Below are 24,464 nucleotides of genomic sequence, written 5' to 3'. Positions count from 1 at the left end.
CCGCCGATGCGCGCGATCGCCAAGCACGCCACCGCCACCGTCTTCCTGCTCTCCCGCTTCGAGGACGGCTGGCGGGTCGGGCTCGTCCACCACCCCACGCACCGCCGCTGGATGGCCCCCGGCGGCCACGTCGAGCCCGGCGAGACCCCGCGGGAGGCGGCCGCGCGGGAGATCGCCGAGGAGGCCGGCCTGCGCCCGCGGTTCGACGCCGACCCGGTGCGGATCGCCGAGTACGACGTCGCCGCGCCGCACCACCGCCACGTCGACCACTGGTTCCGGGCCGTGGTCGACGACCGCGTCCAGGTCGCACCCTTCGAGCTGCCGCTCACCTGGTTCCGCCGCGACGAGCTCACCGGCCTGGACATGTTCCCGAACAGCCGGCGCTGCGCCCAGGACCTGCTGGCCATAATGATCGGATGAGCGAGCTCACCGACGCCGACCGCGCGCACCTGGAACGGGCCGTCGCCCTGGCCCGGGCGGCGCGCGACGGCGGCAACCACCCGTTCGGCGCCGTGCTAGCCGGCCCCGGCGGCGTCCTCGAGGCCCGCAACACGGTGGTGACCGGCGCCGACCCGACCGGCCACGCCGAGACCAACCTGGTGCGCCTGGCCGGCGGGCTGGAACGCGGCGTCCTGGCCGCCAGCACGCTCTACACCAGCACCGAGCCGTGCGCGATGTGCGCCGGGGCGATCTACTGGTCGGGCATCGGCCGGATGGTGTTCGCCCTCTCCGAGGCCGATCTGGCGCGCATGGTCGCCGACGAGGACGGCATCCCGCCGCTGCGCCTGCCCGCGCGCGAGGTCTTCGCCCGGGGCGGCCGGCCGATCGAGGTGGCGGGACCGATCGATCTGCCGGCTGCTTTCGCCGTACACGAGGGATTCTGGTCCTGACCCCGCCGGTCTCCGCTCAATCCTCGAAATTCTCGCCCGGGGGCAGCGGCCGGCGGCCCGGGAAGCCGAGGTCGGCCCGGTGGTACCAGGCCAGCTCGGTCTCGCCCTCGAGCCAGCAGAGCAGCACCGGAACGCCGTCGAGATCGGCCGGGAAGTCGACCAGCAGCGGCGCGATCCCCTTGAGCTCGGCCCCGGTCTCCTGCACCTCGGTCATCAGCTCGTTGAGCCGCGCCTCGGCCGCCTTGCGCTCGGGAAGCCCGCCGAGCGGGGTGGGCTCGCCGCCCGGCGTGAGCGCCGCCGACAACTCCACCATGTCGGCCCGCACCGCCACGATCTCCTCGAGGACCGGCCGCAGCCGATCGAGCTCGTCCCGAGCCTGAGCCAGCGTGAACAAACCCATGGTCATCAGTGTGCACCAGGCCGGACCACACCACTCACGGGGCGCGGCGGAATCGTGCTACCGACACCGCGGCGGCCGGTTCGGCATCGCCGGTCACCGTCGCCGCCGCCAGAACGCCCAGCGCCGGCGCCGCCTGGATGCCGAAACCGCCCTGCCCGGCCAGCCAGAACAGGTTCGGCGCGGCCGGGTCGGCGCCCACCACCGGCTCGCGGTCGGGTGCGAACGTCCGCAACCCGGCCCAGGCCGTCTGCACCGAGCGCAGGCGCAGCGTGGTCGCCTCGTTCACCCGCTCGACCGCCAGCGCCACGTCCAGGTCGTCGGGGCGGGCGTCGCACGGCTCGCTGGGCGTCTCGTCGGCCGGCGAAACCAGGACGCCCCCTCCCTCGGGCCGGAAGTAGAACGTCTCGCCCACGTCCGCGACGATCGGCCACGCGCGGTCGACGCCCTCGCAGCGGGCCACCGCCGCCGTGCGGCGCAGCGGGCGCAGGCCCACCGGCGGAACCCCGAGCGCGGCCGCCACCTCGTCCGCCCACGCCCCGGCCGCGTTGACCACGACGGTCGCGGTCACCGGGCCGGCCGGCGTCGACAGCGTCCAGCGATCGCCGTCGAACGTGCCCGCCGACACCACCGCGTTCGTCCGCACCTCGGCGCCGCGGCGGCGGGCGCCACCCAGGTAGTGCTGGTGGAGGCCGAGCACGTCGATCTCGCGGGCCCCGGTCTCCAGCAGCGCGCCGGCGCACCAGCCCGGCCGCAGAGCGGAGCAGTGCTCCGCGGCCGTCACCGGCGCCAGGGCCGGCTGGGCCGCGGCCATCGCCGCGAGCCTGGGCATCTGCTCCGGCGGCGCGACCCACAGCATCGGCCGCGGCGCCTGCAACGCGCCCGTCTCCTCGAGCACCGCGCGGCTGCCGGCGGTCAGCCGCCGCACGTCGGGGCTGCCGTAGCTCTCGAGGAACATCGCGGCCGAGCGGCCGGTGGTGTGGTACGCGGGCCGGCTCTCCCGCTCGAGCAGGACCACCGACCGGCCGGCGGCGAGCTCGTACGCCACCGACACCCCGGCCATCCCGGCCCCGATCACCGCGACGTCAGCGTGCATGGCCCGCCCTCTCCACATCCGTCCCCACATCCGTCAGCAGCGCGTCGGCGAACCGGCTCCACAGCGCCCACAAGTCGACCGCCGGGTCGCGCAGCCAGGCGAGCTGCACGCCATCCATGAACGAGTACACCGCCACCGCCAGTTCGTCGCTGCCCAGCACCGCGCCGAGCCGGGAGCTGCCGGTGCGCAGCCGGGCGGCGAAGTACGCGTGGGCCGGATGCCCCGGGTCGAGCGCCTCGGCCGCCAGCACCGTGTAGAGGCGGACGATCTCGGGCTGGGCCAGGTTGCGCCGGACCACGGCGTCGAGCAGGTCGCGCGCCGACGGGAAGGACGCCTCGAAGATGGCCGCGTCGTCGCGCGCGTCGCGCATCGCGAGCACGTCCATCAACAGCTGCTCCTTCGAGCCGACGTGGTGCAGCACGCCGGCCCGCGTCAGCCCGGTCGCCTCGGCCAGCGCCGAGATCGAGAAGCGGTGGTAGCCGATCCGCGCGATCAGCGCCGTGGCCTCGTCGACCAGCTGCGCGCGACGGGCGTCGGCCGTCAGGCGAATGCGCTTCCCCGGCACCGGTCCTCCTTGCCTCCCGCGGATCCACCAGCCTAGACTTCGCACTACCTACACTAGTGTAAGTAAGGAAGTGGACGTGAACGCCTTCCGGAACGCCGTAGCACAGATCAGGGCCGGCGCGGGGCTCGCCGAAACCACGGACGCCCTGCTCGCCCAGCTCACACCGGACGAGAAGCTCTGGCTGCTGGACGGCGACGCCGACTTCTGGCCCGGCATGGCCGAGATGGCGGCCGGCTACAACCTCAAGCCGATCCTGATGGGCGCCGTCGACCGGCTCGGCATTCCCGGCCTGCGCTTCAGCGACGGCCCGCGCGGCGTCGTGATGGGCAAGTCGACCGCGTTCCCGGTCTCGATGGCCCGCGGCGCCACCTGGGATCTCGCCCTCGAGGAGCGCGTCGGCCTGGCCATCGGGCGGGAGATGCGCGCCCAGGGCGCGAACTTCTTCGGCGGCGTCTGCGTCAACCTTCCGCGCCATCCGGCGTGGGGCCGCGTGCAGGAGACGTACGGCGAGGACCCGATCCTGCTCGGGGAGTTCGGCGCGGCCCTGACCCGCGGGGTGCGCCGCAACGCCATGGCGGTGGTCAAGCACTACGCGCTCAACAGCATGGAGAACGCGCGCTTCCAGGTCGACGTGACGGCCGACGACGCCACCCTGCACGAGGTGTACCTGCCGCACTTCCGCCGGGTCGTCGAGGAGGGCGCGGACGGCGTGATGACCGCCTACAACTCGGTGAACGGCGAGTGGGCCGGGCAGAACGAGCACCTCATGGAGGGGATCCTGCGCTCGTCGTGGGGGTTCGAGGGCGTGACCGTCTCGGACTTCATCTTCGGGCTGCGCGACGCGGGGCGGTCGCTGCGGGCCGGCCTCGACGTCGAGGAGCCGTTCCGCCAGCAGCGCGGCGAGCACCTGCCGGCCTCGCTCGAGTCGGGCGAGACCTCGTGGGCGCACGTCGACCGCGCGGCCCGGCGGATCCTGCGCACCCAGCTGGCCCACTACGCCTCCGACCGCGAGGACGCGCCCTCGCCGGCCGTCGTGTTCGGCGCCGAGCACCGGGCGCTGGCCCGCGAGGTGGCCTCGGCATCGATGGTGCTGCTGAAGAACGACGGCGTGCTGCCGCTGGACCCGGCCTCCCTCGCGCACGTCGCCGTGATCGGGCGACTGTCCGATGTGGCCAACACCGGGGACCATGGCTCGTCCGACGTGCGGTCCCCGGAAGTCGTCACGGCACTGGGCGGTCTCACGAGCGCGCTTCCCGGCGTACGGCTGACGCATGTGCCGGACGACGACGCGCAAGCCGCCGCGGAAGGCGCGCGGGACGCGGACGCCGCCATCGTGGTGGTCGGTTACACGGCGGCCGACGAGGGTGAGTATCTCGGGGCCGACTCGATGGCCGATCCGGCGTTGCAGGCCCTGTTCCCGCCGGTGCCGCCCGGCGCCTCGGGGTTCGACCTGTCCCAGGCGGCGGCCACCATGGGCAGCGCCGACGGCGGCGACCGGGCCTCGTTGCGGCTGCGGCCGGCCGACGTCGCCATCATCAAGGCGGTGGCGGCGGTCAACCCGCGGACGGTCGTGGTCATCGTGACGGCGGGCGCGGTCATCACCGAGGAGTGGCGCGCGGCGGTTCCCGCCGTCCTGCTCGGCTGGTACAGCGGCGTCGAGGGCGGAAACGCGCTGGCCGACGTGCTGCTCGGGCGGGTGGACGCGAGCGGCCGGCTGCCGTACTCGATCCCGGTCGCCGAGGCGCACCTGCCGGCGTTCGACCGCACCGCGCGGCGGGTCACCTACGACCGCTGGCACGGACAGCGCCTGCTCGACCGCGACGGCATCGCGCCGGCCTTCCCGCTGGGCTTCGGTCTCTCGTACACCACCTTCGCCTTCTCGGATCTCGCCGTCTCCCCGGTCGAGGGCGAGTCGTTCACGGCGACGGTCCGGGTGACCAACACCGGCGGCCGGGCCGGGCGTCAGGTCATTCAGCTGTACGGGACGACGGCCGCCCCCGACTTCCCGGCCCGGGTGCTGCTCGGCTTCGCCCCGGTGACGCTCGACGCCGGCGGCGCGGCGACGGTGACCGTGACCGGCTCGACCCGCCCGCTGATGCGCTGGACGGACAAGGGCTTCACGCCCGCCCAGGCCGTGGCCGGGGTCGAGGCCGCCACGTTCTCCGGCGATCCGGCCGCATTGACCGCGACGCTGTCCCTGACGGACATCTCGCCGTTGCCTTGATCATGGACGATGGCGGCGTGACGGACGACGAACCGCCGGTCTGGTACTCGGAGAGCGACGACCCGTACCACACGCTGCGCCGCAGTGGCGGGCCGCTGGTGGCGGTCTTCGTGCTGCCGGCGGTCATCGCGGCCTGCGCGTGGGGCGGGAACGGCTCCCCGCTGGTCGTGCTGCTCGTCGGCGCGCTGGTGCCGATCGCCGCGGCCGTCGCCTTGTGCGAGTTCCTGGCCGACCGGCGGTCGGTGGTGGAGATGCGGCTGGCCGGCGACGAGCTGCGGGTGATCCGGGTCGACCGCAGCACGGCCGCCTATCCGGTTCGCGACGTGCGGCGCATCGAGGTTCTGCGGCGGATCCGGGACGGCCGGCCCGACTCGATCCGGATGACGCTGCGGGTCGGCGACCGGGTCGAGAAGACCCGGAACGGGCCGGCCGAGCTGCCGGAACGGTGGGCCGAGGCGATCACCATCGCCGAGATCGACACGCGCGTACGCGAGAAGCACGTCCGCGACGACTGACCCTCCTCACGTGAATGGGTGAGGCGACGCCGCCGCCGGGCCGCGAGGCTCGGGGCATGACCAAACCCAGCATCGTCTTCGCCCACGGCATCTGGGCCGACGGCTCCTGCTTCGCCAAGGTGATCCCCGCGCTGCAGGCCGAGGGGCACCAGGTGATCGCCTCCCAGCACGCGCTCGACACCCCCGAGGGCGACGTGGCCACCGTGCTGCGCACCCTCGGCCGGGTCGAGGGACCGGTGATCCTCGTCGGCCACTCCTACGGCGGGGCGCTCATCACCGCCGCCGGCACCGATCCGCGGGTGGCCGGCCTCGTCTACATCGCCGCGCTCGCGCCGGACGAGGACGAGACGTCGCAGAGCCAGCAGGACCAGTTCCCGGCCACCGACATCTTCGCCCACATCGAGGCCGCCGACGGCCGCATCTGGATGCTGCCCGAGGGCGTGGAGAGCTTCTGCGGCGACCTCAGCGACGAGGAGAAGAAGCTCGTCTGGGCGGCCCAGGTGCCGTGCGACGTGAACCTGTTCGGGCACAACGTCCCGGGCGTGGCCTGGCGGTCGAAGCCGAGCTGGTACATCGTCGCGGCCAACGACCACACCGTGCACCCCGACCTCCAGCGTTCGGCGGCCAAGCGGATGGGCGCCACGATCCGCGAGGTGCAGAGCAGCCACGTGCCGATGCTGTCGCACCCGGACGTCGTGCTCGACGTGATCCGGGCCGCGGCGGCGGGGGCCGCCGCCTGAGGCGACCCTGACCTACCCTGGTCGGGACATGACACGGGTGACGCTTCGCGGGCGCGCGACCGAGATGACGGCCGTGCTCGGCGCCGTGCGCGAGGCGGCCCGCACCCGGCGCGGCGTCGTCGTCGCGATCGGCGGCGAGCCGGGCATCGGCAAGACGGCCCTGCTGCGGGAGGCGGCCGAGCAGGCGCGACGGCAGGGGTACGCGGCCGGCGCCGGCAAGACCGAGGAGATCGACCAGATCGCGCCCGGCGCGCCGCTGCTGACGGCGCTGCGCTCGGGCACGCACCCGCTGCTCGACGCGGACACGTTCGCCGGGCTCGCCCCGCTGCACGAGCGGCAGCTGTGGCTGGTCGACCGGATCGGCGAGCTGCTGGCCGAGCGGGCGGCCCGGCAGCCGGTGCTGATCGCGCTCGACGACGTGCAGTGGGCCGACCCGCTCACCCGCTTCGCGTTGCGCCTGCTGCCGTCCCGGCTCGCCGGCTCGCCCGTGGTCTGGCTGCTGACCAGCCGCCTCGCCGGGTCCGACCGGCTCGACGAGATCCTCGCCGCCGCCGAGACCCCGGTGCGGCGCCTCACCCTCGGGCCGATCGCCGCCGCCGACATCGAGGCGCTGGCCGCCGACCGGCTCGACGCGACCCCGGACGCCACCACCCGATGGCTGCTCCGCGGGGTCGGCGGCAACCCGTTCTGGGCCGTGCAACTGCTCGCCGGCCTCGCCCGCCGCCGCGCCCGCGGGCTGCCCGAGGACGGCCTGCACCTCGAACTGATCACGAGCGTCCGGCGGCGGATGGCCGCGCTGCCGCCGCCGGTCGCGTCGGTCGTCGAGGCGGTCGCGGTCTGCGGCCGGGCGGTGGCCGCCGGCGACGTGGCGGCCCTGCTCGACGACTTCGTGGTCGAGTCCGCCCTGCACGCCCGGGACGAGGGGCTGCTCGCGGTCGAGGCGGGCGAGCTGGCCATGCCGCACGACCTGATCCGCGAGGCCGTGTACGCGCACATCCCGCCGGCCGACCGCCGCCGGCTGCACCGGGCGCGCGGCCGCCAGCTGGTCGCGAACCCCCTCGCCGCCGCTCCCCATTTCCTGGCCGGCGCCGGGCCGGACGACCTCGAGGCGGTCGACGTGGCGCTGCGGGCCGCCGCCCTCGTTCCCGAGCAGGCGGCGTCGCTGGTGATGCCGGCGATCGCGCTGCTCGACCCCGGTCACCCCCGGGCCATGGCGGTCGGCGAGCGCGCCCTGGCGGTGCTGGTCGACGCCCAGCGCGGCAAGGACGCGCTCGACCTGGCCGACCGGCTGCGGGCACGGGCCACCGATCCCGCGACCGTGGCCCGCATCGAGGTCGCCGCCGGGCGGGCGCTGTGGGAGACCGGCGCCGGTGAGGAGCTCGAGCGGCGGGCCGGCGTCGCGCTCGACCGGGACGGGGTCCCGGCGGTCGAAAGGGTGCGGCTGGCGGCGCTGCGGGCGCTGGCTTCCACGCGTACGGGATCGGCGCCGTCCGCCTATGTCGCCGCCGGCGACGCGCTCGCCGAGGGTGGCCGCCTCGGCGACGTCCTCGCCCGCCGCACCGCGCTGCTCGGGCTCACCGAGGCCGCGCGCAACGTCGGCGACTTCCGGACCGCGCTCGACCACCTCGACCAGCTGGAAAGGGTCTCGCCCGGCGCGCACGCCGCCGAGCGGATCCGCGTCCTCCAGCATCTCGACCGCTACGACGAGGCCGCCGAGCTGCTGAGCCGGGCCGGCGACAACGTGGACCGGATGCTGCCGTCGTACCTGTTCGCGCGGGCCTGGCAGCAGCACAACCGGGGCGAGCTGGCGGCGGCCGAGATCACCGCGCGGGCGCTGCTGCGCCAGGCCGAGGCGATGGAGCTCCACGCGTACGCGCTGAACGCCCGCATGATTCTCTGCGGGCTCGCCATCTACCGGGGTGAGCTCGCCCGCGCCCGTGCCGAGCTGGCGCCGATCGAGCGGGCCGGCTGCCGCTGGGATCTCGTGCGGGGCGCCCGCCTGAGCCTGATGCGGGCGTGGCTGACGGCCGAGGAGGGCGACCCGCGGCGGGCGCTGGCCATCGCCGGTCCGCTGCTGGCCACCGCCGACGACGGCTGCCACGGGTGGGCGTGGTCGCCGCCGTGGATGCGCACGTTCGCCGGCATCGCCCGCCGGGCCGGCGACGAGGCGACCGCCGGCCGCGCGGCGCACCTCGCCGAGGAGGCCGCCCGGCGCAACCCCGCAGTGGCCACGATGGAGGGGGTCGCGCTCCAGGTCCGCGGCTTCGTGGCCGGCGATCCGGAGCTGCTGGGCCGGGCGGTCGCCGTGCTGCGCCGCTCGCCGCGCCGCCTGGTGCTCGCCGACGCCCTGAGCGACCTCGGCGAGGTCCGGGAGGCGTGCGCGCTCTACGACGAGCTCGGCGCCCTCGGCTACGCGCGGGCCCTGCGCGAGCGGCACCCGGAGCTGAAAGGGCGCAGGAAGGCCGCCACGGCGCACGGCCGGGACGCGCTCACCGAGACCGAGTCCCGCGTGGCCGAGCTGGTCGCGGCCGGCCACAGCAACCGCTCGGCGGCGGCCGCCCTCGGCGTCTCGGCCAACACGGTGGGCACCCACCTGCGCGCCGTGTTCACCAAGCTGGAGGTGCGCTCGCGGGTCCAGCTGGCGAACGCCCTCCGGGCGGAGTAGGCGCCCGATGGCCGGCCGCTGGGTCACCCCCGAGGGGGCCGCGCTGGCGAAGAAGGTGCTGCGTCGGCTGGGCGGTCTCGACGGCCTCGGGCTGCCGGTCATCGACGGCCGGTTCGACGTGCGCGAGCTGCCCGGCGGTGGCCTCGTCACCACCGGGGAACGGATCGCCGGCCTCGACCTGAGCCGGGCGTGGCTGTTCGACGCCCACTTCGAGCAGTCGGAGGTGTCCGGTTGCCGCCTCGACGGCGCCGTCCTCTCGGGCGCGGTGCTGCGGGGCGGCTCGGTGACCGGCTGCACGATGCGGCGTGCGAAGCTCCGCGACCTGCTCGTCGTCGACGGCCGGTGGGCGGACGTCGACCTCTCCGGCGCCAAGGCGAATCACCTCACCGCCGAGCGCACCACCTTCACCGGCTGCACCTTCCCGGCGATGACCAAGGCCGAGTTCCTCCGCTGCTCCTTCCGGGACTGCCGGTTCATCGGGCCGCTGCACGAGGTGCAGTTCCTCGGCGGCCCCGGCGATGAGCTGCGCGACGTGGTCTTCGCCTCCGACGACCTGCGGTGGTCGGCGTTCCACGGCATGGACTTCGCTTCCGTACGCTTCCCGGACCGCGACCGGCTCATCGTCATCCCCCGCGAGTTCCGGGCCGTCGCCCGCCGGGCCGACGCCCTGTCGGTGAGCCGCCGGGACGAGATCGGCCGCGAATTCCGGCGGTTCCTCTCCGAGCAGACGCTCCACCGCCCGGAGAAGAGCGAGACCGCCGGCTGGGCCATCGACAAGCGCGACCTCGAGGACCTGGCCGACTACGCCGCCGCGACCCTGCACGCCGCCCGGCGCGAGTGGGAAGCCGAGGGCCGCTCCTAACCCGTTCCGGGCGGCCCGCATCGCCTCCACCTCGGAGTGCCGGGCGCCTCGGTCTCGGCCGGCGATCGCGCGAAACCGCACGAGCTCGCCCCGCGGCCGCGGTGCCGGGCCAGTCGGCGACGTTGTACATGCTGCCGGTGACGAAGTTCGTCAGGTCGTCGACCGTCACCGTGCCGCCCAGGTCGGGCACCTCGGCCGGGCCCTGCCGGAGCCGGTCGCGGACCTTGTCGAACTTGGCCCGGGCGTTGCCGGCGAACGCGCACGTCGTGGCGGCCTTGTCGCATTCGCGCAGGAACGCGGACAGGACGTGGCGACGCAGCCCTTCGTGTACTCGAGGTTGGCCCGGATCGTGCTCCACACGCCGGTCCGGCCGATCGGGACGATCTTCATCCGGGCGTGGAGCGCATCGGCCTCGGCGTCGGTGGCGAAGCACTCGACCGGGTCGCTCGCGCCGATGCCGCGCGGGTCGAAGCCGACGATGCCGAAGCGGGCGAGCACGTCGGCGCGACGAACTGGCGGCGACGGTGACCATGCCGCGGCCGGGACCGCCCGGGCCGCCGGGTTGACGAAGATGGACCTCGTAGGTGGCGCAGCCGAAACCGGCGCGCTCCTCCTCGGCGCAGGCCGCCCACGAGACGCGGGCGGCGGCTCACGGCTTGGCGAGCACCGACACCGATCCGACGGCGGTCGCGGTCGTCACGTCGTACCTCTGCTTGGCCGCCTTCCACCCGGCCGGGGTGAGCGTGGTGCCGGGCTTGACCTTGCGGTGGGTCTTGGTCCCGATGACCGCGACGTCGGCGCCGCCGGTGAGCTTGAGCCGCACCGGTGCGGTGGTGATCATCCGAAGCTCGCTGATCGCGCCGGTCACCGCCACCTTCGTGGTGCCCTTGGGCGCCGGGAGACGCAGCGCGGCGCGGGCCGTGGTGCCGGCCAGCTCGATGCCGGCGAGGCCGCCCGCGGTCATGTCGATGTCCTGGTCGGAGGCGCCGGCGGTGAGGCGCACGGTCCACGCGACCTTGGTCGAGAGGCGGATCTCGGCGCCGGCACGGTCGAGCTCGAGGCGCGGGCCCTGCGGGGTGTCGGTGATGCGCGGGGCGACGGTGGGGTCGGTCGAGACGACGGAGTAGAGCTGCGCGCCGAGGTCGCCGCTGGCGATGTGCAGGACCGACGCGTCGCCGCTGACCTCGAGGACGAGGGCCTTGGCGGTGCCGAGCGGCGCGGTGACCGGACCGGCGGGAATCGGCGCGGCCACGGTCGGCGCCGTGGAGGGCACGACGGCGGCCTGGGCGGTCGAGCCACGGTAGACCGGCTGGAACGCCTCGGCCTGGCCGAGCACGACGCCGATGGTGAGCGCCACGAGGCAGGCGGTGAAGGCCCACAGGCGCCACGGTTTCCGGGGCGACTGGTCGTAGATCAGCACGGCCCGGGCGGCGACCCGGGTGGGCGGGGCCCAGACGATGTGCATCTTCTGGGTGGGCTCGTCGATCACGGGCGGGGCCGCGGCGGCATCCGGCGGCACCTCCGGCCCGCTCCGGGAGTTGAGTCGGTCAGGCATCTCGGCACCTCCGCCCAGGGTTCTCACCTTGGATACGGATCGGAAGCGCCAATGGATCGACGATCTTCGGTGCATTCTGAGGAGCGTACGCTCTTCAGGCGTGCAGCAGATCAGCCTGGCGCCGGTCGACGGCGTGCACATCACGACGCTGATGGACAACTCGGCGGACGCGCTCCTGCCCGACGAGGGCCTGGTCCGCCGGTGGGGGTTCAACGGCACGGCGGGCCCGCTCCCGGTGGTGCCGGCTCCCCTCGCGTACGAGAAGCAGACCTTCGATTTTCTCCGCGCCGAGCACGGGTTCTCGGCCATGGTCGAGGCGCACGCCGGCGGGAGCGTGCGGCGGGTGCTGTTCGACACCGGGGTCTCGCCGGACGGGGTGGTCAGCAACCTCGACCGGCTCGGCATCCCGGCGGACATCTTCGAGGCGATCGTGTTCAGCCACGGGCACTGGGATCACACCATGGGCCTGAACGGGCTGGCCGAGCGGCTCGGGCCCACCCATCTGCCGATCCTGCTGCACCCGGACTTCTGGCTGCAGCGGCGGCTGTCCACGCCGGACCGCACGCTCGACCTGCCGACGCCGAGCCGGATCGCGATCGAGGACGCCGGTTTCGACATCGTCGAGGAGCGGCAGCCGTCGTTCCTGCTCGACGGGGTCCTGCTGGTCACCGGCGAGGTCGACCGGACCACGCCGTTCGAGACGGGCATGCCATCCGAGCATCAGGCGCTGCGCGACGGCCTCTGGGAGCCCGACCGCGAGGTCCATGACGATCAAGCGATAGTTCTGCACGTACGGGACAAAGGTCTCGTCGTGCTGACCGGGTGCGGCCACGCGGGCATCGTCAACATCGTCCGGTACGCGAAACGGCTCACCGGGGTGGACCGGGTGCACGCCGTGCTCGGCGGTTTCCACCTGCGCGGCGGGCCGTTGGTGGCGCAGACCGTCGAGGCCCTGGCGGCCGAGGCGCCGGGTGTCCTCGTCCCGGCGCACTGCACGTCGTGGGTCGCTCAGCAGGCCCTGGCGGCGGGGTTGCCGGAGGCGTTCCGCCCGAACGCGGTGGGCAGCCGCTTCGAGCTATGACTCGCTCGCGCCCTTCTCGCCCTTCTCGCCCCGGATCGCGTACCGGTGCATCGTGACGCCCTGCTTGAACGATTTCTGCTCGAGCAGGTCGAGGTCGATCGGCCGGTCGTAGTCGTCGAACAGCGGCCGGCCGAAGCCGAGGATCGACGGGTGGGTGAACAGCAGCAGCTCGTCGAGCAGCCCGGCCCGGAGCAGCTGCGTGGCGAGCGCCGCGCCGCCGACCCCGATGTCGCCGCCGGTCCCGGCGCGAAGGGCGGCGAGCTGCTCGATCGCATCGTCCCCGCCGACGACCCGGGTGTTGTACTCGGCGGTGCGGCGAGTGCGGGAGACGAGCACCTTGGGCATGGTGGTCCAGATCTCGCCGTACTCACGCAGGACGTCCGGCAGCGAGGCGTCGTCGCGCGAGCGTGGCCAGTACTCCTCCATCAGCTCGTAGACGACCCGGCCCTGCACCATCGACGCGAGCCCGCGGGCCCGCGCGTTGAACTCGCGGTGCAGCTCCTCGTCGATGCGCAGCCACTCGCCGGCGCCGTTGTCGCCCGGGACCTGCTCGATCCGCAGGTCGAGAGACACGTTCATCCAGTAGACGAAGCGGCCCATCATCCCCTTCTTTCCAGAAAGTGGTAGCGTTCTGCAACCACTATAGGGGGTGTCGACGAGTCGTGGAACCACGGTCCGGGTCCCCGATCAACGCCGCCGTCGAGCTGCTCGGCGACCGCTGGACGCTGCTCGTGCTGCGCGACGTCATCTTCGGCGACCGCCGCTACTTCCGGGCGCTGCTCACCGGCTCGGCCGAGGGCATCGCCTCGAACATCCTCGCCGACCGTCTCAAGCGCCTCCTCGACGCCGGGCTCCTCACCCGCGGCACCGCGGCCCGGGGTCAGCGCGCGCGCTTCAGCCTCACCGAGGCCGGCATCCGAACCCTGCCGATCATCGATGCGCTCGGCACGTGGGGTCTCGACTGGCGGCCGGGCAGCGACGAGTTGCGGGGCCGGCAGCAGTTCATGCGGGATGCGGGGCCGGCGTTCCTCGAGGAGCTGATGGACGAGCTCCGGGAACGCCACCTGGGGGCGCCGCCTCGGTCTCAGGGTGGGCCGGGAGCTTTCGAGCGCCTGAACGCCGCCTCCGCTGCCTCCGCTGGCCCCACCGCCTCCGCCGACGAGCGGGAGCGCCTCGGCCCGGCGGGCGCTTCGGACGATTGATGCGCACTCCGACGAATCCCGCGTCCGGCGGCTTGCGCGGCGCCCGGCCCCGATCAGACCCATAGCGGCGCGCCCGCCGTCGGCGCCTGATCACGGTCAGGGCCATGCCCCCGCCGGCCACCCGCGATCAGGCGCCGACGGCCGCCGCGAAGTGGTGCGCCAGCGCCTCCGGGGTGACCAGCGCCAAGGCCGAGCCGTCGCCGAACGACAGATGAATGCGGCCACCGCCCACCGCGGCGGAGACCACCGCCCGGCGCGGGCACTCCCAGCGCGGGGTGAGCGGCGCGAGCGCCTCCCCCTCCGCCCGGCTTTTCAGGAAATCTGATGCTTTCTCGCGGAAGGAGCGACGCGGGGCCGCCGCCTTCTCGAACGCGACCAGCCGGGAATCGGTCAAGGCCAGCGCCCGCGCCACCGTGGGCTGGTCGACGAAGGCGTCCAGCTGAGCGGCCAGGCTCCCGGGCTTCAAGCCGCGGGAGTCGGCATAGGCGTCGGGACCGGTCGACGCCTGGTCGATGCCGACCGCCTCGGCCGCGATCGACTCCAGCAACCGGCCCGGCCCCAGCTCGCGCTTGGCGACCTCGCCGGCCGACGGGCGCGACGCCGCCCGGCTGACCCAGATCGCGGCCCGGAACGTCTCCCCGGGGCGCAGCTGCTCGCCGACCCGGCCCTGCAGCTCGGCGTACTTGCGGGCGACCGGATCGGTCATGGCACCCGGTCCGCGATCGGGTCGACCACGTCGCTCAGGGCCTGGCGGAAGCGGCTGTCGTCGCCGTCGGTGCCCGCGCGCCGGTCGTCGTACTCGTCGCCGGCCGCGTCCATCACCAGGTCGCCGGCGGCCTGCCGGGTCTCGCCGAAGATCGAGCCGTCGAGGCCGGTGGTGGCCTCGATGCCCATCTTGATCCAGTGCTTGGGCCCGAACATCTTGTTCAGCGTCCAGGCCGCCAGCTTGCCCATCGTGCCGAGCGCCTTGAGCGCCTCCATGAACGCCTTGTACGCCTCGAGCGCCCGGTGCAGCTGGGCCAGCAGCCGGGTGGCGCGGGTGACCGCGATGCCGGTCTCGGCGGCCGACGCGGCGGCGGCCGCGGCCTCGGAGGCGCCCGCGGTGACGATGGCCAGCGCCTGCGCCGCCAGCCAGGTGATGACCAGCCACTCGACCAGCTCGCGGACGACGGTCTTGATCATCTCTTCGACGTTGCGCAGGTCCATGGCACTGTCGCCGAGGCTGTCGGCCGTGCCCGCCATCTCGCCGGCCGCGTCCTCGAGACCCTGGATCAAACCCTTGATCCGGGCGGCGTACGCGTCAGCGGCCGCGCCGTGCCACCGACCCATCAGCGAGTCGAGGTCCGCCCGCTGCGCCGCGGCGACGTCCCGCACCGCCTGGGCCGTCGTGTTCCAGGTCGCGGCGTGGTGGTCGAGCTGGTCGGGGTCGCCCACGGCCTGCTCGAACAGCTGGAGCAGCGGCCAGACGATCGGCGTGAGCAGCCAGTCGAGGCCGTTGTTCATGGCCTCGCCCATCGGGCTCATGACCGCGCTCGCCGTGTCCCGCACGTTCTGGTAGCCGCTGACGACGCTGCTGCCGCTCACGAGCCGCTCCGGTAGGACTTGCCGACCCGCTCGGCGGCCATCGCGTCGACGCCGTCGTAGTCGTCGGCGGTGAACGAGAGCGCGTCGCCGAGGTCGGTGAGCATGCGGGTCAGCTCCTCCATCGAGCTCGCCTCGCCGTCCACCCAGGTCAGGTAGGACGACTCGAGCCCGGCCATCTGCCCGACCTTGCCGAACGCGTTGCCGACCGTGGCCGCCGTCCGCACCTGGCACGCGAGCTCGGAGACCTTCGCCGCCTGCTCCTGCTGGAAGGCGCGGCTGCGCCGCAACTGCTCGGCCTGCACGTGGAGCTCGTCGCTCATCGAGTGGTCTCCTCCAGCTCCTCGGACACATCCCGGAGCGTACGAGCGTCCAGGCGCTGCTCGACCAGCGACGACACGTCGAAGGCCCGCCCGGTCGCCTCGTCGACCGCCGCCGCGTACCGCCGGTTGGCCTCCTGGGTGCCCTCACGCTGCGCCCGGACGATGATGCCGGACAGCTCCGCGGGGTCGAGCCGCATCGCCGACGCCGACAGCGCCAGGTCGACCAGGCTGCCGCCGGGCGCCATCGTGACCGTCACACCGTCCCGCTCGATCCGGCAGCGGAACCTGTCCGGCTCCTCCTGCAGCCGGGCGAGCTCGCCGAACCGGAGCTGTGTGTCCCGGACCAGTCCCCGGAACCATTCCTGCGTCGCCTCGCTGACCATGGTGTCCTCCCCCGTGTCGTTCCCCGGGGCACCCTAGCCGAGAAGATCCCATGCCGTGTCCCTGCTCGGGGCGGCACTGAGAACCGGCCGGACGGTCACGCTTTCCGCCGCCCCGGACGAAGGTCGCGTCGCGGGGCGGCGACTAGCGTTCCCGCATGGTTTCGCACCTGCCCGACCTGCTGGGCGCCGGGGACGCCCAGCGGCTGATGGCCGCCGACTGCCGCGCGCTGGTCGCGCGGGAGCTCGACGCCGGCTCGGGTCTCGCGGTGCGGCTCGCCTACCGGACGGTCACCACGCTCGCGCCCGGCTACTACGCGCGGGCGGTCGAGTCGATGACGCCGTACATGCTGCGGGCCCTCCAGCCGTTCTGGGCCGGCTACCGCGACGCGGGCGGCGCCGCCTTCGGCGACTACCTGGTGAACAGGCAGGACGAGGCCACCGCGGCCCTGCTCGCCGTCACCGACGCGCTGGCCGCCGGCTCCGGCCGCCGGGCCGTCGTGCACGCCTACCGCACCGCCCGCCCGGGCGCCGTCAAGCACGTCGGCGCGGTGCTGCCCGAGGTCGGCGAGCTGGTGGAGAGATATGCCCGGGCCGGGGTGGGCGAGCTGGTGGAGCGACAAGCGACTTGATTCGGTAACACGCGGCGCCATGCCCCGGCAGTGCGGGACCGGGGCATGGCGCCGATTTTCTAGCGGCGATGCCGCCACCAGCGGCGCTTCCGGGGCGGCGGCTCCTCGTCCCCGGCCGGTGCGGAATCCGGCCCGGGATCCGGCGCGGCGCGGTCGAGGACGGCCGAGGCGGCCGCGTGGTCGTCGAGCGTGCAGCCCGGGGTGACCAGCATGAGCCGGGCCAGGGACTCCTCGATGGTGACCAGGCGCGGCGCGCTCATCGCGGCGTCGAGCCGGGCGCGGACCAGGGCCCGCACCTCGTCCCGCTGGTCGGGCTCCCGGTAGGCCGTCGTGACCAGGGCGAACAGGGCCGCGTCCGAGACCCAGTCCTCGATGCCGAAGGCCAGGTCCATCAGCACCTCGCGGCGGGTCGAGACGAGCCACGGCTCGAACGCGTTGTGGTGCAGGATGCCGAGGCACACCCACGGCTGCATCAGGCGGTACCAGTACGTGGGCGTGGTCGTCGCGAGGTGCTGCCAGCGCGGCGTGTCCGGCGGCCCGGGCAGGTGCGCGAGCAGGCCGAGCAGGTCGGTCAGCGGCAGCTCCCCGAGCGGCGCCGCCTGGAGATAGCCGGACAGCAGCGACGGCCAGGGCTCGCCGGCGACCTCGTGCAGCGCCTGGATGGCGGCGCCGGACGGGGCCGGGACCAGGGGCACCGGCTCGGTGCCGTCGTAGCGCCACACGCCGTACCGGACCTCGCGCACCGGCAGCCGGATGTCGGGGGCCGGGAACATGTTGATGTCGACCGCGAGCGGGCCGACCACCCGGCGGCAGGCGACCATCGCGCTCGGCGGCTCGGCCGCGGACAGACCGAGGCGGGTGACGTCGAGCTGCTCGCCGCGGGCGCGCCGGCGGCCGACCTCGTTGGCCACGTTGGCGATCGCCTCGCTCGGCATCGGCACCCAGTTGAGCCAGGGCCGCTGGGCGCCGGCCATCGCGAAGATGACGTCGGTCATGCCGCAGGGATGCGCGTCGTCCTGGACCGCGACCAGGTCGGCCACGGCCCCCTCGGCGCGGAAGCGGACGGCATGCTGGGCCGTCTCGCGGTGGGGGAAGCGGGGGTCACCCGCCATCTTCGCCAGATCGGCGTCCACGTCGTCGGAGAACACGGCGGCGAGCCTAGTAGACCGCCTCCACCCCGTTCCAAGATCGCCAACGTTTTCATCGCGATTCACCGACGTAGCAAAGGATCATGGAAAGACAGAGGTCGATCTATTGACTTCGCTCCGAAATGGATTTCAGACTGTCCGTTAACTCCGGGAGGGCATCATGGCGGTGACGATCAAGGACGTGGCCCGGGTGGCCGGCGTCTCGGCGTCCACCGTGACCCGCGCGCTCACCCTGCCCGACCTGGTCAGCCCGGAGACCCGCGAGCGGGTCCGGCGCACCGCCGCGAGCCTCGGCTACCAGCCCAACCGCGCCGCTCGCGGCCTCATCACCGGCCGCACCGGAAACATCGGCCTGCTCGTGCCCGACCTCGGCAACCCGTTCTTCCCCAGCGTCATCAAGGGGATGCAGGCCCGCGCGCACGAGGCCGACTACGCGGTGTTCCTGGCCGACACCGACGAGGACGCGGCGGCCGAGGCCGGCCTCGTGCGCAAGCTGTCCAAACAGGTCGACGGCATCGTGCTCTGCTCGCCCCGGATGCCCGACGAGGAGCTGCGCACGCTGGTCGCCGACATCCCGGTCGTGCTGGTCAACCGCCGCATCGCCCGGGTGCCGTCGGTGACCCCCGAGTTCCCCGACGCCATGCGCCAGGCGGTCAGCCATCTCACCGCGCTGGGACACCGGCGGATCGCGTACGTCGCGGGCCCGCGCTCGTCCTGGGCGAACCGCGAGCGGGTCCGGTCGCTGCGCGCGGTCGCCAAGGACATCGAGCTCCTCGAGATCGGCAACTTCGCCCCGCAGTTCGAGGGCGGCGTCGCGGCGGCCGACCAGGTGCTGGCTGCCGGCGCCACCGCCGTCATCGGCTACAACGACCTGGTCGCGCTCGGACTGCTCAACCGCTTCACGGCCCGCGGCGTCGCCGTCCCCGCCGAGATCAGCGTGCTCGGCTTCGACGACATCGCGCTGGCCGCGATGGTCCACCCCTCCCTCACGACTGTCGCCCTGCCCAAGGAGCAGTCCGGCCGCGCCGGCGTCGATCTGCTCCTGCAACTCCTGGCCGAACCGGACCGCTCCTCCGCGGCCCGGCGCGAGCTGCCCACCCAGTTGATGGTGCGCGGCTCGACCGGCCCCGCCCCCGCCTGAAGGGATAAGCCATGTCCCGGAAATCAGTCCTCGCCCTAGCAACCGTGCTGGCCCTCACCGCCTGCGGCGCCCCCGGCAAGCCCGGCGGCGGCAGCGGCAAGACCGACGGTCCGATCCCCGACAAGCCCGGCAAGGCGGTGACTCTCAACATCCTCGACGTGGCCGGGAACCTCCAGCTGACGCAGGGGATGATCGACGAGTACGTGTCGAAGAACAAGGACCAGATCGCCAAGGTCACCTACTCCAAGGCGACCGCGCCCGAGCTGGTCGGCAAGGTCAAGGCCCAGCAGAACGCCGGCCGGGTCGACATCGACCTGGTGCTCACCGGCGTCGACGGGCTGGCCGCCGGCATCGACCAGAGCCTCTGGACGCCGCTGCTGCCCACCTACGCGAACCGGCTGCCCGGCATGAACGACTACCTGCCCGGCGCGGCGGCCATGCAGAAGCTCGCCGGCGACTACGGCGTGACGGTCACCTACTACCCGTCCGGGCCGCTGATCGAATATCTGCCGGCCAAGGTGGCCACCCCGCCGAAGACGGCGGAGGACCTGCTGGCGTACGCGAAGGCCAACCCGGGCGCGGTCCAGTACGCCCGCCCGTCGAACTCGGGACCGGGCCGCACCTTCCTGATGGGCCTGCCCTACCTGCTCAAGGACAGCGACCCCAAGGACCCGATCAACGGCTGGTCGAAGACCTGGGCCTACCTGGCCGAGCTGAACAAGTACGTGACGCTCTACCCCTCCACCACCTCCGAGACCATGAAGAACCTGGCCAACGGCTCGGCGAAGATCATCGCGAGCACCACCGGCTGGGACATCAACCCGCGCGTGCTCGGCACCGTGCCGAAGGAGGCCGCGGTCGGCACCCTCGAGGGCTTCCACTGGGTCACCGACGCGCACTACGCGGTCATCCCCAAGGGCGTCGACGTCGACCAGCAGGCCGCCGTCCTCAACCTGCTCAAGGACATGCTCACCCCGGCTCAGCAGGCCAAGGCGTACGACAAGGGCTACTTCTACCCCGGCCCGGCGGTGAAGGACGTGCCGCTGACGATGGCGCCGGCCGAGAGCCAGCAGGCGCTCGGCGAGTACGGCCGCCCCGAGTACGACAAGCTCATCGCCGACAACCCGGTCGAGGTGCCGCTCGACGCCAAGGCCCTCGTCGCCGCCTTCGACAAGTGGGACCGCGAGATCGGCGGCGCGAAGGTGAAGAAGTGAGCGCTTTCCAAACGCTCCGGCTCGACGGCGTCACCCGGCGCTTCGGCGGCAAGGCCGCGCTGGAGGGGCTCAGCCTCGACATCGAGAAGGGCGAGTTCATCGCCCTGCTGGGCCCCTCCGGCTGCGGCAAGTCCACCGCGCTCAACTGCCTGGCCGGGCTGCTCCCGCTGTCCGGGGGCAGCATCTGGCAGGACGACGAGCGCCTCGACCTGCTGCCGCCCGAGCGCCGGGGTTTCGGGATGGTCTTCCAGTCGTACGCCCTCTTCCCGCATCTCTCGGTGCGCCGGAACGTCGCGTTCGGTCTGCAGATGCGCCGCCTGCCCCGCGCCGAGGTCCGGCGCCGCACCGACGAGGCCATCAAGCTCGTGCACCTCGAGGAACACGCCACCAAGCTGCCCGGCCAGCTCTCCGGCGGCCAGCAGCAGCGGGTGGCGATCGCCCGCGCGGTCGTGCTCGAGCCGTCGCTGGTGCTGATGGACGAGCCGCTGTCCAATCTGGACGCGAAGCTGCGGCTGGAGATGCGCACCGAGATCCGGCGGCTGCACCAGTCGCTCGGCCTCACCACCGTCTATGTGACGCACGACCAGGAGGAGGCGCTGTCGATGGCCGACCGCCTGGTCGTGCTGCGCGACGGCCGGGTCCAGCAGGTCGGCGCCCCCGAGGAGCTGCACACCCGGCCCGCCAACCGGCACGTCGCCGATTTCATGGGCTACCGCAACCTGCTGCCGGTGACGGTCTCCTCGGCCACCTCGGAAGCGATCACGGTCGAGGGGGCCGGGATCTCTCTGGGTGGTACGCCGATGGGCCCGCTCGCCGCCGGGGACCCGGCGATCGCGGCGATCCGTCCCGAAGACCTGCACGTGGGCGAGGGCGGCGTTCCGGTCACCGTCGAGGTGGTCGAGTACCAGGGCCGCGAGCTGGCCGTCGAGGCCCGCACCGAGCGGGGCGTCATGCTCCACCTGCGGGCGCTCGAACGGCCGGCGCCGGGCGACCGGATCACGGTGGTGGCCGATCCGGCGCGGGTCCTCGTCTACCCGGCCGGTGACGCATGACGTCCTGGCGGCACCGGCTGGCCGAGCGCGGCGTCGACCGCCAACTGGTGCTCCTGCTGCCGGCGCTGCTGGCCGTGCTCATCCTGTTCATCTACCCCTTCGCGTACGGGCTCGGACTGTCCTTCCAGCCTTCGCACGGCGGCGTTCTCGGCTCCTACCGGGCGTTCTTCTCCGACGCGTACCAGCGCGACACGATCTGGACCACGCTGCGGCTGTCGCTGCCCGCGGCACTGCTCAACGTGGCGGCGTCGGTGCCCATCGCGTACCGGATGCGGGGTCGTTTCCGGGGGAAGCGGCTGCTGACCACCCTGCTGGTCGTGCCGATCACGCTCGGCACCGTGCTGACCGCCGAGGGGCTGCTGAACTTCCTCGGCCCGACCGGCTGGCTCAACCGCACGCTGATCTCGCTTCACCTGACCGACGAGCCGGTGCGGCTCACCAACAACTACTGGGGCGTGTTCCTGTCGCTGGTCATCACCGGCTTCCCGTTCGCGTTCCTGCTGATCCTGTCGTACCTGTCGGGCATCGACCCGACGCTCGAACGCGCGGCGGCGACGCTCGGGGCGGGCTGGTGGCCGCGCTTCCACCGGATCACGCTGCCGCTGCTCGCGCCCGGGCTGGCGACCACGTTCTGCCTGACGTTCGTGCTGGCGTTCAGCGTCTTCCCGTCGGCGGTGCTGGTCGGCGACCCGGCCGGCTCGACGCGGGTCATCTCGATCGCGGCCTACCACGCCGCGTACGAGGTCTACGACTACTCGCTGGCCAGCGCGATCGCCGTGGTGATGGGCGTGGTCGAGCTCGCCGTCGTGGCCGCCGTGCTGGGCGTGCGGTCGCTGTTCTACACCGGCTCGACGGGAGGCAAGGGATGACTCTGGCTATCGCCCGGCCGCGGCGCCGGATCGTGGCGTCGCCGGGCGCCTGGCTCGTGTGGGGCGCGGTCGGCTTCTTCTTCGTCATGCTGGCCGGGGTCATCGGCTCGGTGGTGGTCAGCTCGTTCGGCCGCCGCTGGTTCGACACCTGGCTGCCCCAGTCCTGGACCACCCAGTGGTACGGGTCGGCGTGGCACGAGTTCACGCTGCTCGACGTGCTGATCGTGACGGTCGAGGTGTCGCTGCTCGTGGTCGCCGTCTCGGTCGTCGTGGGGGTGCCCGCCTCGTACGTGCTCGCCCGCAAGACCTTTCCCGGCCGTCGCCTGCTCTACCTGCTGTTCCTGCTGCCGATCCTGATGCCGCCGATCACGTACGGGATCCCGCTCGCGACCGTGCTGTACAAGTTCGGCCTGGCCGGGCACATGTCCGGGGTCGTCCTGGCCAATCTGGTGCCCTCGATCCCGTTCGTCATCCTCACCATGACCCCGTTCATCGAGCAGGTCGACCCGGCGATCGAGCGGGCCGCCCGGATGTGCGGCGCCGGCACCGGCCAGATGTTCCTGCGGATCCTCGCGCCGCTGCTGGTGCCCGGCATCCTGGCCGCGTCGATCCTGGTGCTGGTGCGCACGGTCGGCATGTTCGAGCTGACCTTCCTCACCGCGGGCCCCGACTCGCAGACGCTGGTCGTGGCGCTGTACTACACGATGTCGGCGGCCGGCATCCGGGCGCAGCAGTCGGTCGACGCGATGGCCGTCATGTACACCTCGATGATGCTGGTGCTGCTGGTCGTCGCGCTGCGCTTCGTCAACCCGACCCAGCTGGTGGCCCGGGTGCGCGAGGAGCCTTCGTGAGGATCGACGCCGCGCGGGTGATCGTGTGCTCCCCCGGCCGGAACTTCGTGACCCTGAAGATCGAGACTTCAGCCGGCCTCACCGGCGTCGGCGACGCGACCCTGAACGGGCGGGAGCTGGCGGTCGCGGCCTATCTCACGGAACACGTCGTCCCGCTGCTGATCGGCCGGGATCCGGCGCGCATCGAGGACACCTGGCAATACCTCTACCGCGGCGCCTACTGGCGGCGGGGGCCGGTCACGATGGCCGCGATCGCGGCCGTCGACACGGCTCTCTGGGACATCAAGGGCAAGGTGGCCGGGCTTCCCGTCTATCAACTGCTGGGTGGGCGGTCGCGGTCCGGCGTGCGGGTGTACGGTCACGCTTCCGGCTCGTCGGTCGATGACCTGTTGTCGTCCGTGGCTCGTTTCGTCGACGCCGGCTACAGCGCGGTGCGGGTGCAGGCCGCCGTTCCGGAGATTTCCGACATGTACGGCATTTCCTCCGCGCCCGTCTACGAGCCGGCGGCGGCCGCGCTGCCGACCGAGGCCGTCTGGTCCACGCCGCACTACCTGGCCCACATCCCGCCGGTGTTCGGCCGGGTCCGCGACGAGTTCGGCCCCACGCTGATGCTGCTGCACGACGCCCACCACCGCCTGACCCCGCTCGAGGCGGCCCGGCTCGGCAAGTCGCTCGAGCCGTACGCCCTGACCTGGCTCGAGGATCCGGTGCCGGCCGAGCTCCAGGACGCGTACCGCCTGATCCGCCAGCACACCACCACGCCGCTCGCGGTCGGCGAGGTCTTCAACTCGATCTGGGACTGCGAGCTCCTGATCCGCGAGCACCTGATCGACTACATCCGGGCCACGGTCGTGCACGCCGGCGGCCTCACCCACCTGCGCCGCATCTTCGACCTGGCCGCCCTGCACCACGTCCGCACCGGCTCCCACGGCGCGACCGACCTCTCCCCCGTGTGCCTGGCGGCGGCCCTGCACCTGGACCTGGCCGTCCCCAACTTCGGCCTCCAGGAGTACATGCCGCACACCGCCGAGACCGACGAGGTCTTCCCGCACGGCTACCGCTTCGAGGACGGCTACCTCCATCCCGCCGAGACCCCGGGCCTCGGCGTCGACATCGACGAGGCCCAGGCCGCGAAGTACCCGTACCGGCCCGCGTCGCTCCCGGTGAACCGCCTCCGGGACGGCACCATGCACGACTGGTAGTCCTCAGCCGCGGCGCGGGTCCTCGCCCGGCTGCTTCACCAGGCGGTCGCCCTCCTCGAGCTGCTTCCACAGCTCGCGGCCGACCTTGACCTCCCTCTCGGTGCCGTCGTCGAGCTTGACCTTGAGGCGCCGGTAGAGGTTCGAGCCGTCGAGCATCGCCCGCGACTTCTTCACGACCGTGCCGCTCCAGGTGTCCTGCTGGGTGCTCATGGTGTTCTCCCCCGGTGAAAGGTGTATGCCGACGACGATAGGAATCCCGGCGGCCCGGGGCATCCGACC

At 73.1% G+C, this 24,464-nt stretch carries 28 protein-coding genes; 17 read left to right on the top strand and 11 right to left on the bottom strand.

The window, feature by feature from the left end; all coding sequences use genetic code 11:
• Positions 1 to 6 precede the first annotated feature (6 nt).
• Both ACZ6TB_RS40985 and ACZ6TB_RS40980 read left to right on the top strand, forming a co-directional pair.
• Positions 7 to 420: an NUDIX domain-containing protein gene (locus ACZ6TB_RS40985; protein ID WP_465564676.1), complete on the top strand. Its 414-nt coding sequence runs from the start codon at positions 7 to 9 to the stop codon at positions 418 to 420.
• Positions 417 to 890 carry a nucleoside deaminase gene (locus ACZ6TB_RS40980; RefSeq protein WP_465564674.1) on the top strand — a complete coding sequence of 158 codons (474 nt, stop codon included), beginning with the start codon at positions 417 to 419 and terminating at the stop codon, positions 888 to 890. The genes ACZ6TB_RS40985 and ACZ6TB_RS40980 overlap by 4 nt, the downstream gene beginning before the upstream one ends.
• A gap of 16 nt (positions 891 to 906) precedes the next feature.
• Here the strand turns inward: ACZ6TB_RS40980 and ACZ6TB_RS40975 are convergent, their stop codons facing one another.
• Genes ACZ6TB_RS40975 through ACZ6TB_RS40965 form a run of 3 tightly spaced genes read right to left on the bottom strand, consistent with a single transcriptional unit; the run spans position 907 to position 2,948 of the window.
• On the bottom strand, positions 907 to 1,290 hold the full coding sequence (locus tag ACZ6TB_RS40975; protein ID WP_465564671.1) for a DUF2203 domain-containing protein: 384 nt from the start codon (positions 1,288 to 1,290) through the stop codon (positions 907 to 909).
• Between the two features lie 34 nt (positions 1,291 to 1,324).
• The gene (locus ACZ6TB_RS40970) at positions 1,325 to 2,383 is read right to left on the bottom strand and encodes an NAD(P)/FAD-dependent oxidoreductase (protein WP_465564669.1); all 1,059 of its coding nucleotides are present in this window, start codon (positions 2,381 to 2,383) and stop codon (positions 1,325 to 1,327) included.
• A complete protein-coding gene (locus ACZ6TB_RS40965; protein WP_465564666.1) occupies positions 2,373 to 2,948 on the bottom strand; it encodes a TetR/AcrR family transcriptional regulator in 576 nt (191 codons plus the stop codon). The genes ACZ6TB_RS40970 and ACZ6TB_RS40965 overlap by 11 nt, the downstream gene beginning before the upstream one ends.
• Before the next feature lie 76 nt (positions 2,949 to 3,024).
• On the opposite strand from ACZ6TB_RS40965, the gene ACZ6TB_RS40960 reads away from it, so the two are divergent.
• The 6 genes from ACZ6TB_RS40960 (at position 3,025) to ACZ6TB_RS40935 (ending at position 10,482) form a co-directional block, all read left to right on the top strand.
• On the top strand, positions 3,025 to 5,172 hold the full coding sequence (locus ACZ6TB_RS40960) for a glycoside hydrolase family 3 protein (RefSeq protein WP_465564663.1): 2,148 nt from the start codon (positions 3,025 to 3,027) through the stop codon (positions 5,170 to 5,172).
• Between the two features lie 17 nt (positions 5,173 to 5,189).
• Positions 5,190 to 5,687, top strand: a complete 498-nt coding sequence (locus ACZ6TB_RS40955; RefSeq protein ID WP_465564661.1) for a hypothetical protein — start codon at positions 5,190 to 5,192, stop codon at positions 5,685 to 5,687.
• 56 nt (positions 5,688 to 5,743) lie between these two features.
• On the top strand, positions 5,744 to 6,427 hold the full coding sequence (locus ACZ6TB_RS40950) for an alpha/beta fold hydrolase (protein ID WP_465564658.1): 684 nt from the start codon (positions 5,744 to 5,746) through the stop codon (positions 6,425 to 6,427).
• Positions 6,428 to 6,455: 28 nt separating this feature from the next.
• A complete protein-coding gene (locus ACZ6TB_RS40945) occupies positions 6,456 to 9,092 on the top strand; it encodes an AAA family ATPase (protein WP_465564656.1) in 2,637 nt (878 codons plus the stop codon).
• A 7-nt stretch (positions 9,093 to 9,099) separates the two neighbouring features.
• Entirely contained in the window at positions 9,100 to 9,954 is an 855-nt protein-coding gene (locus ACZ6TB_RS40940; protein ID WP_465564653.1) for a pentapeptide repeat-containing protein, read from the top strand.
• 396 nt (positions 9,955 to 10,350) lie between these two features.
• Positions 10,351 to 10,482 carry a hypothetical protein gene (locus ACZ6TB_RS40935; RefSeq protein WP_465564651.1) on the top strand — a complete coding sequence of 44 codons (132 nt, stop codon included), beginning with the start codon at positions 10,351 to 10,353 and terminating at the stop codon, positions 10,480 to 10,482.
• A 121-nt stretch (positions 10,483 to 10,603) separates the two neighbouring features.
• On the opposite strand, the gene ACZ6TB_RS40930 is transcribed toward ACZ6TB_RS40935, so the two are convergent.
• Positions 10,604 to 11,509 carry a hypothetical protein gene (locus ACZ6TB_RS40930; RefSeq protein ID WP_465564648.1) on the bottom strand — a complete coding sequence of 302 codons (906 nt, stop codon included), beginning with the start codon at positions 11,507 to 11,509 and terminating at the stop codon, positions 10,604 to 10,606.
• Between the two features lie 100 nt (positions 11,510 to 11,609).
• On the opposite strand from ACZ6TB_RS40930, the gene ACZ6TB_RS40925 reads away from it, so the two are divergent.
• Positions 11,610 to 12,590 (top strand): MBL fold metallo-hydrolase, encoded by a 981-nt coding sequence (locus ACZ6TB_RS40925; protein WP_465564645.1) that lies wholly within the window; start codon positions 11,610 to 11,612, stop codon positions 12,588 to 12,590.
• On the opposite strand, the gene ACZ6TB_RS40920 is transcribed toward ACZ6TB_RS40925, so the two are convergent.
• The gene (locus tag ACZ6TB_RS40920; protein ID WP_465564642.1) at positions 12,585 to 13,190 is read right to left on the bottom strand and encodes a dihydrofolate reductase family protein; all 606 of its coding nucleotides are present in this window, start codon (positions 13,188 to 13,190) and stop codon (positions 12,585 to 12,587) included. The genes ACZ6TB_RS40925 and ACZ6TB_RS40920 overlap by 6 nt on opposite strands.
• A 62-nt stretch (positions 13,191 to 13,252) precedes the next feature.
• On the opposite strand from ACZ6TB_RS40920, the gene ACZ6TB_RS40915 reads away from it, so the two are divergent.
• Positions 13,253 to 13,792, top strand: coding sequence for a winged helix-turn-helix transcriptional regulator (locus tag ACZ6TB_RS40915; protein ID WP_465564639.1), 540 nt, complete (start codon positions 13,253 to 13,255; stop codon positions 13,790 to 13,792).
• 127 nt (positions 13,793 to 13,919) lie between these two features.
• Here the strand turns inward: ACZ6TB_RS40915 and ACZ6TB_RS40910 are convergent, their stop codons facing one another.
• Genes ACZ6TB_RS40910 through ACZ6TB_RS40895 form a run of 4 tightly spaced genes read right to left on the bottom strand, consistent with a single transcriptional unit; the run spans position 13,920 to position 16,079 of the window.
• Complete coding sequence (locus tag ACZ6TB_RS40910) at positions 13,920 to 14,498, bottom strand: hypothetical protein (RefSeq protein ID WP_465564636.1); 579 nt, start codon at positions 14,496 to 14,498, stop codon at positions 13,920 to 13,922.
• Positions 14,495 to 15,376, bottom strand: coding sequence for a WXG100 family type VII secretion target (locus tag ACZ6TB_RS40905; protein ID WP_465564633.1), 882 nt, complete (start codon positions 15,374 to 15,376; stop codon positions 14,495 to 14,497). The genes ACZ6TB_RS40910 and ACZ6TB_RS40905 overlap by 4 nt, the downstream gene beginning before the upstream one ends.
• Positions 15,373 to 15,696: a type VII secretion target gene (locus ACZ6TB_RS40900; RefSeq protein ID WP_465564630.1), complete on the bottom strand. Its 324-nt coding sequence runs from the start codon at positions 15,694 to 15,696 to the stop codon at positions 15,373 to 15,375. Before ACZ6TB_RS40900 ends, ACZ6TB_RS40905 begins: the two co-directional genes overlap by 4 nt.
• Positions 15,693 to 16,079, bottom strand: coding sequence for a hypothetical protein (locus ACZ6TB_RS40895; RefSeq protein ID WP_465564627.1), 387 nt, complete (start codon positions 16,077 to 16,079; stop codon positions 15,693 to 15,695). Before ACZ6TB_RS40895 ends, ACZ6TB_RS40900 begins: the two co-directional genes overlap by 4 nt.
• A 155-nt stretch (positions 16,080 to 16,234) precedes the next feature.
• On the opposite strand from ACZ6TB_RS40895, the gene ACZ6TB_RS40890 reads away from it, so the two are divergent.
• A complete protein-coding gene (locus ACZ6TB_RS40890) occupies positions 16,235 to 16,708 on the top strand; it encodes a DUF6918 family protein (protein ID WP_465564624.1) in 474 nt (157 codons plus the stop codon).
• Between the two features lie 59 nt (positions 16,709 to 16,767).
• On the opposite strand, the gene ACZ6TB_RS40885 is transcribed toward ACZ6TB_RS40890, so the two are convergent.
• Positions 16,768 to 17,856, bottom strand: a complete 1,089-nt coding sequence (locus tag ACZ6TB_RS40885; protein ID WP_465564621.1) for a hypothetical protein — start codon at positions 17,854 to 17,856, stop codon at positions 16,768 to 16,770.
• 160 nt (positions 17,857 to 18,016) lie between these two features.
• On the opposite strand from ACZ6TB_RS40885, the gene ACZ6TB_RS40880 reads away from it, so the two are divergent.
• Genes ACZ6TB_RS40880 through manD form a run of 6 tightly spaced genes read left to right on the top strand, consistent with a single transcriptional unit; the run spans position 18,017 to position 24,185 of the window.
• A complete protein-coding gene (locus ACZ6TB_RS40880; RefSeq protein ID WP_465564619.1) occupies positions 18,017 to 18,997 on the top strand; it encodes a LacI family DNA-binding transcriptional regulator in 981 nt (326 codons plus the stop codon).
• 11 nt (positions 18,998 to 19,008) lie between these two features.
• Positions 19,009 to 20,211 carry an extracellular solute-binding protein gene (locus ACZ6TB_RS40875; protein ID WP_465564616.1) on the top strand — a complete coding sequence of 401 codons (1,203 nt, stop codon included), beginning with the start codon at positions 19,009 to 19,011 and terminating at the stop codon, positions 20,209 to 20,211.
• Entirely contained in the window at positions 20,208 to 21,263 is a 1,056-nt protein-coding gene (locus ACZ6TB_RS40870) for an ABC transporter ATP-binding protein (RefSeq protein ID WP_465564613.1), read from the top strand. Before ACZ6TB_RS40875 ends, ACZ6TB_RS40870 begins: the two co-directional genes overlap by 4 nt.
• Complete coding sequence (locus tag ACZ6TB_RS40865) at positions 21,260 to 22,132, top strand: ABC transporter permease (RefSeq protein ID WP_465564610.1); 873 nt, start codon at positions 21,260 to 21,262, stop codon at positions 22,130 to 22,132. Before ACZ6TB_RS40870 ends, ACZ6TB_RS40865 begins: the two co-directional genes overlap by 4 nt.
• Complete coding sequence (locus ACZ6TB_RS40860) at positions 22,129 to 22,983, top strand: ABC transporter permease (protein ID WP_465564607.1); 855 nt, start codon at positions 22,129 to 22,131, stop codon at positions 22,981 to 22,983. Before ACZ6TB_RS40865 ends, ACZ6TB_RS40860 begins: the two co-directional genes overlap by 4 nt.
• A complete protein-coding gene (gene manD / locus ACZ6TB_RS40855; RefSeq protein ID WP_465564604.1) occupies positions 22,980 to 24,185 on the top strand; it encodes a D-mannonate dehydratase ManD in 1,206 nt (401 codons plus the stop codon). The genes ACZ6TB_RS40860 and manD overlap by 4 nt, the downstream gene beginning before the upstream one ends.
• A 3-nt stretch (positions 24,186 to 24,188) precedes the next feature.
• Here manD and ACZ6TB_RS40850 read toward each other — a convergent pair whose 3' ends face one another.
• The gene (locus ACZ6TB_RS40850; protein WP_465564602.1) at positions 24,189 to 24,395 is read right to left on the bottom strand and encodes a DUF7489 domain-containing protein; all 207 of its coding nucleotides are present in this window, start codon (positions 24,393 to 24,395) and stop codon (positions 24,189 to 24,191) included.
• Between the last annotated feature and the right edge of the window lie 69 nt (positions 24,396 to 24,464).

Source organism: Actinoplanes sp. NPDC051537, from assembly GCF_055586105.1.
Note: the sequence above shows the minus strand (reverse complement) of the source record. Positions and strands in the feature narration are given on the sequence as shown.

Excerpts from the sequence above, each read along its gene's own strand:
- ACZ6TB_RS40890 (WP_465564624.1), top strand. The coding sequence starts at position 16,235 with ATGGTTTCGCACCTGCCCGACCTGCTGGGCGCCGGGGACGCCCAGCGG.
- ACZ6TB_RS40900 (WP_465564630.1), bottom strand. The coding sequence starts at position 15,696 with ATGAGCGACGAGCTCCACGTGCAGGCCGAGCAGTTGCGGCGCAGCCGC.
- ACZ6TB_RS40865 (WP_465564610.1), top strand. The coding sequence starts at position 21,260 with ATGACGTCCTGGCGGCACCGGCTGGCCGAGCGCGGCGTCGACCGCCAA.
- ACZ6TB_RS40940 (WP_465564653.1), top strand. The coding sequence starts at position 9,100 with ATGGCCGGCCGCTGGGTCACCCCCGAGGGGGCCGCGCTGGCGAAGAAG.
- ACZ6TB_RS40860 (WP_465564607.1), top strand. The coding sequence starts at position 22,129 with ATGACTCTGGCTATCGCCCGGCCGCGGCGCCGGATCGTGGCGTCGCCG.
- ACZ6TB_RS40895 (WP_465564627.1), bottom strand. The coding sequence starts at position 16,079 with ATGGTCAGCGAGGCGACGCAGGAATGGTTCCGGGGACTGGTCCGGGAC.
- ACZ6TB_RS40945 (WP_465564656.1), top strand. The coding sequence starts at position 6,456 with ATGACACGGGTGACGCTTCGCGGGCGCGCGACCGAGATGACGGCCGTG.
- ACZ6TB_RS40980 (WP_465564674.1), top strand. The coding sequence starts at position 417 with ATGAGCGAGCTCACCGACGCCGACCGCGCGCACCTGGAACGGGCCGTC.
- ACZ6TB_RS40920 (WP_465564642.1), bottom strand. The coding sequence starts at position 13,190 with ATGGGCCGCTTCGTCTACTGGATGAACGTGTCTCTCGACCTGCGGATC.
- ACZ6TB_RS40880 (WP_465564619.1), top strand. The coding sequence starts at position 18,017 with ATGGCGGTGACGATCAAGGACGTGGCCCGGGTGGCCGGCGTCTCGGCG.
- ACZ6TB_RS40975 (WP_465564671.1), bottom strand. The coding sequence starts at position 1,290 with ATGGGTTTGTTCACGCTGGCTCAGGCTCGGGACGAGCTCGATCGGCTG.
- ACZ6TB_RS40970 (WP_465564669.1), bottom strand. The coding sequence starts at position 2,383 with ATGCACGCTGACGTCGCGGTGATCGGGGCCGGGATGGCCGGGGTGTCG.
- ACZ6TB_RS40910 (WP_465564636.1), bottom strand. The coding sequence starts at position 14,498 with ATGACCGATCCGGTCGCCCGCAAGTACGCCGAGCTGCAGGGCCGGGTC.
- ACZ6TB_RS40985 (WP_465564676.1), top strand. The coding sequence starts at position 7 with ATGCGCGCGATCGCCAAGCACGCCACCGCCACCGTCTTCCTGCTCTCC.
- ACZ6TB_RS40930 (WP_465564648.1), bottom strand. The coding sequence starts at position 11,509 with ATGCCTGACCGACTCAACTCCCGGAGCGGGCCGGAGGTGCCGCCGGAT.
- ACZ6TB_RS40875 (WP_465564616.1), top strand. The coding sequence starts at position 19,009 with ATGTCCCGGAAATCAGTCCTCGCCCTAGCAACCGTGCTGGCCCTCACC.
- ACZ6TB_RS40850 (WP_465564602.1), bottom strand. The coding sequence starts at position 24,395 with ATGAGCACCCAGCAGGACACCTGGAGCGGCACGGTCGTGAAGAAGTCG.
- ACZ6TB_RS40950 (WP_465564658.1), top strand. The coding sequence starts at position 5,744 with ATGACCAAACCCAGCATCGTCTTCGCCCACGGCATCTGGGCCGACGGC.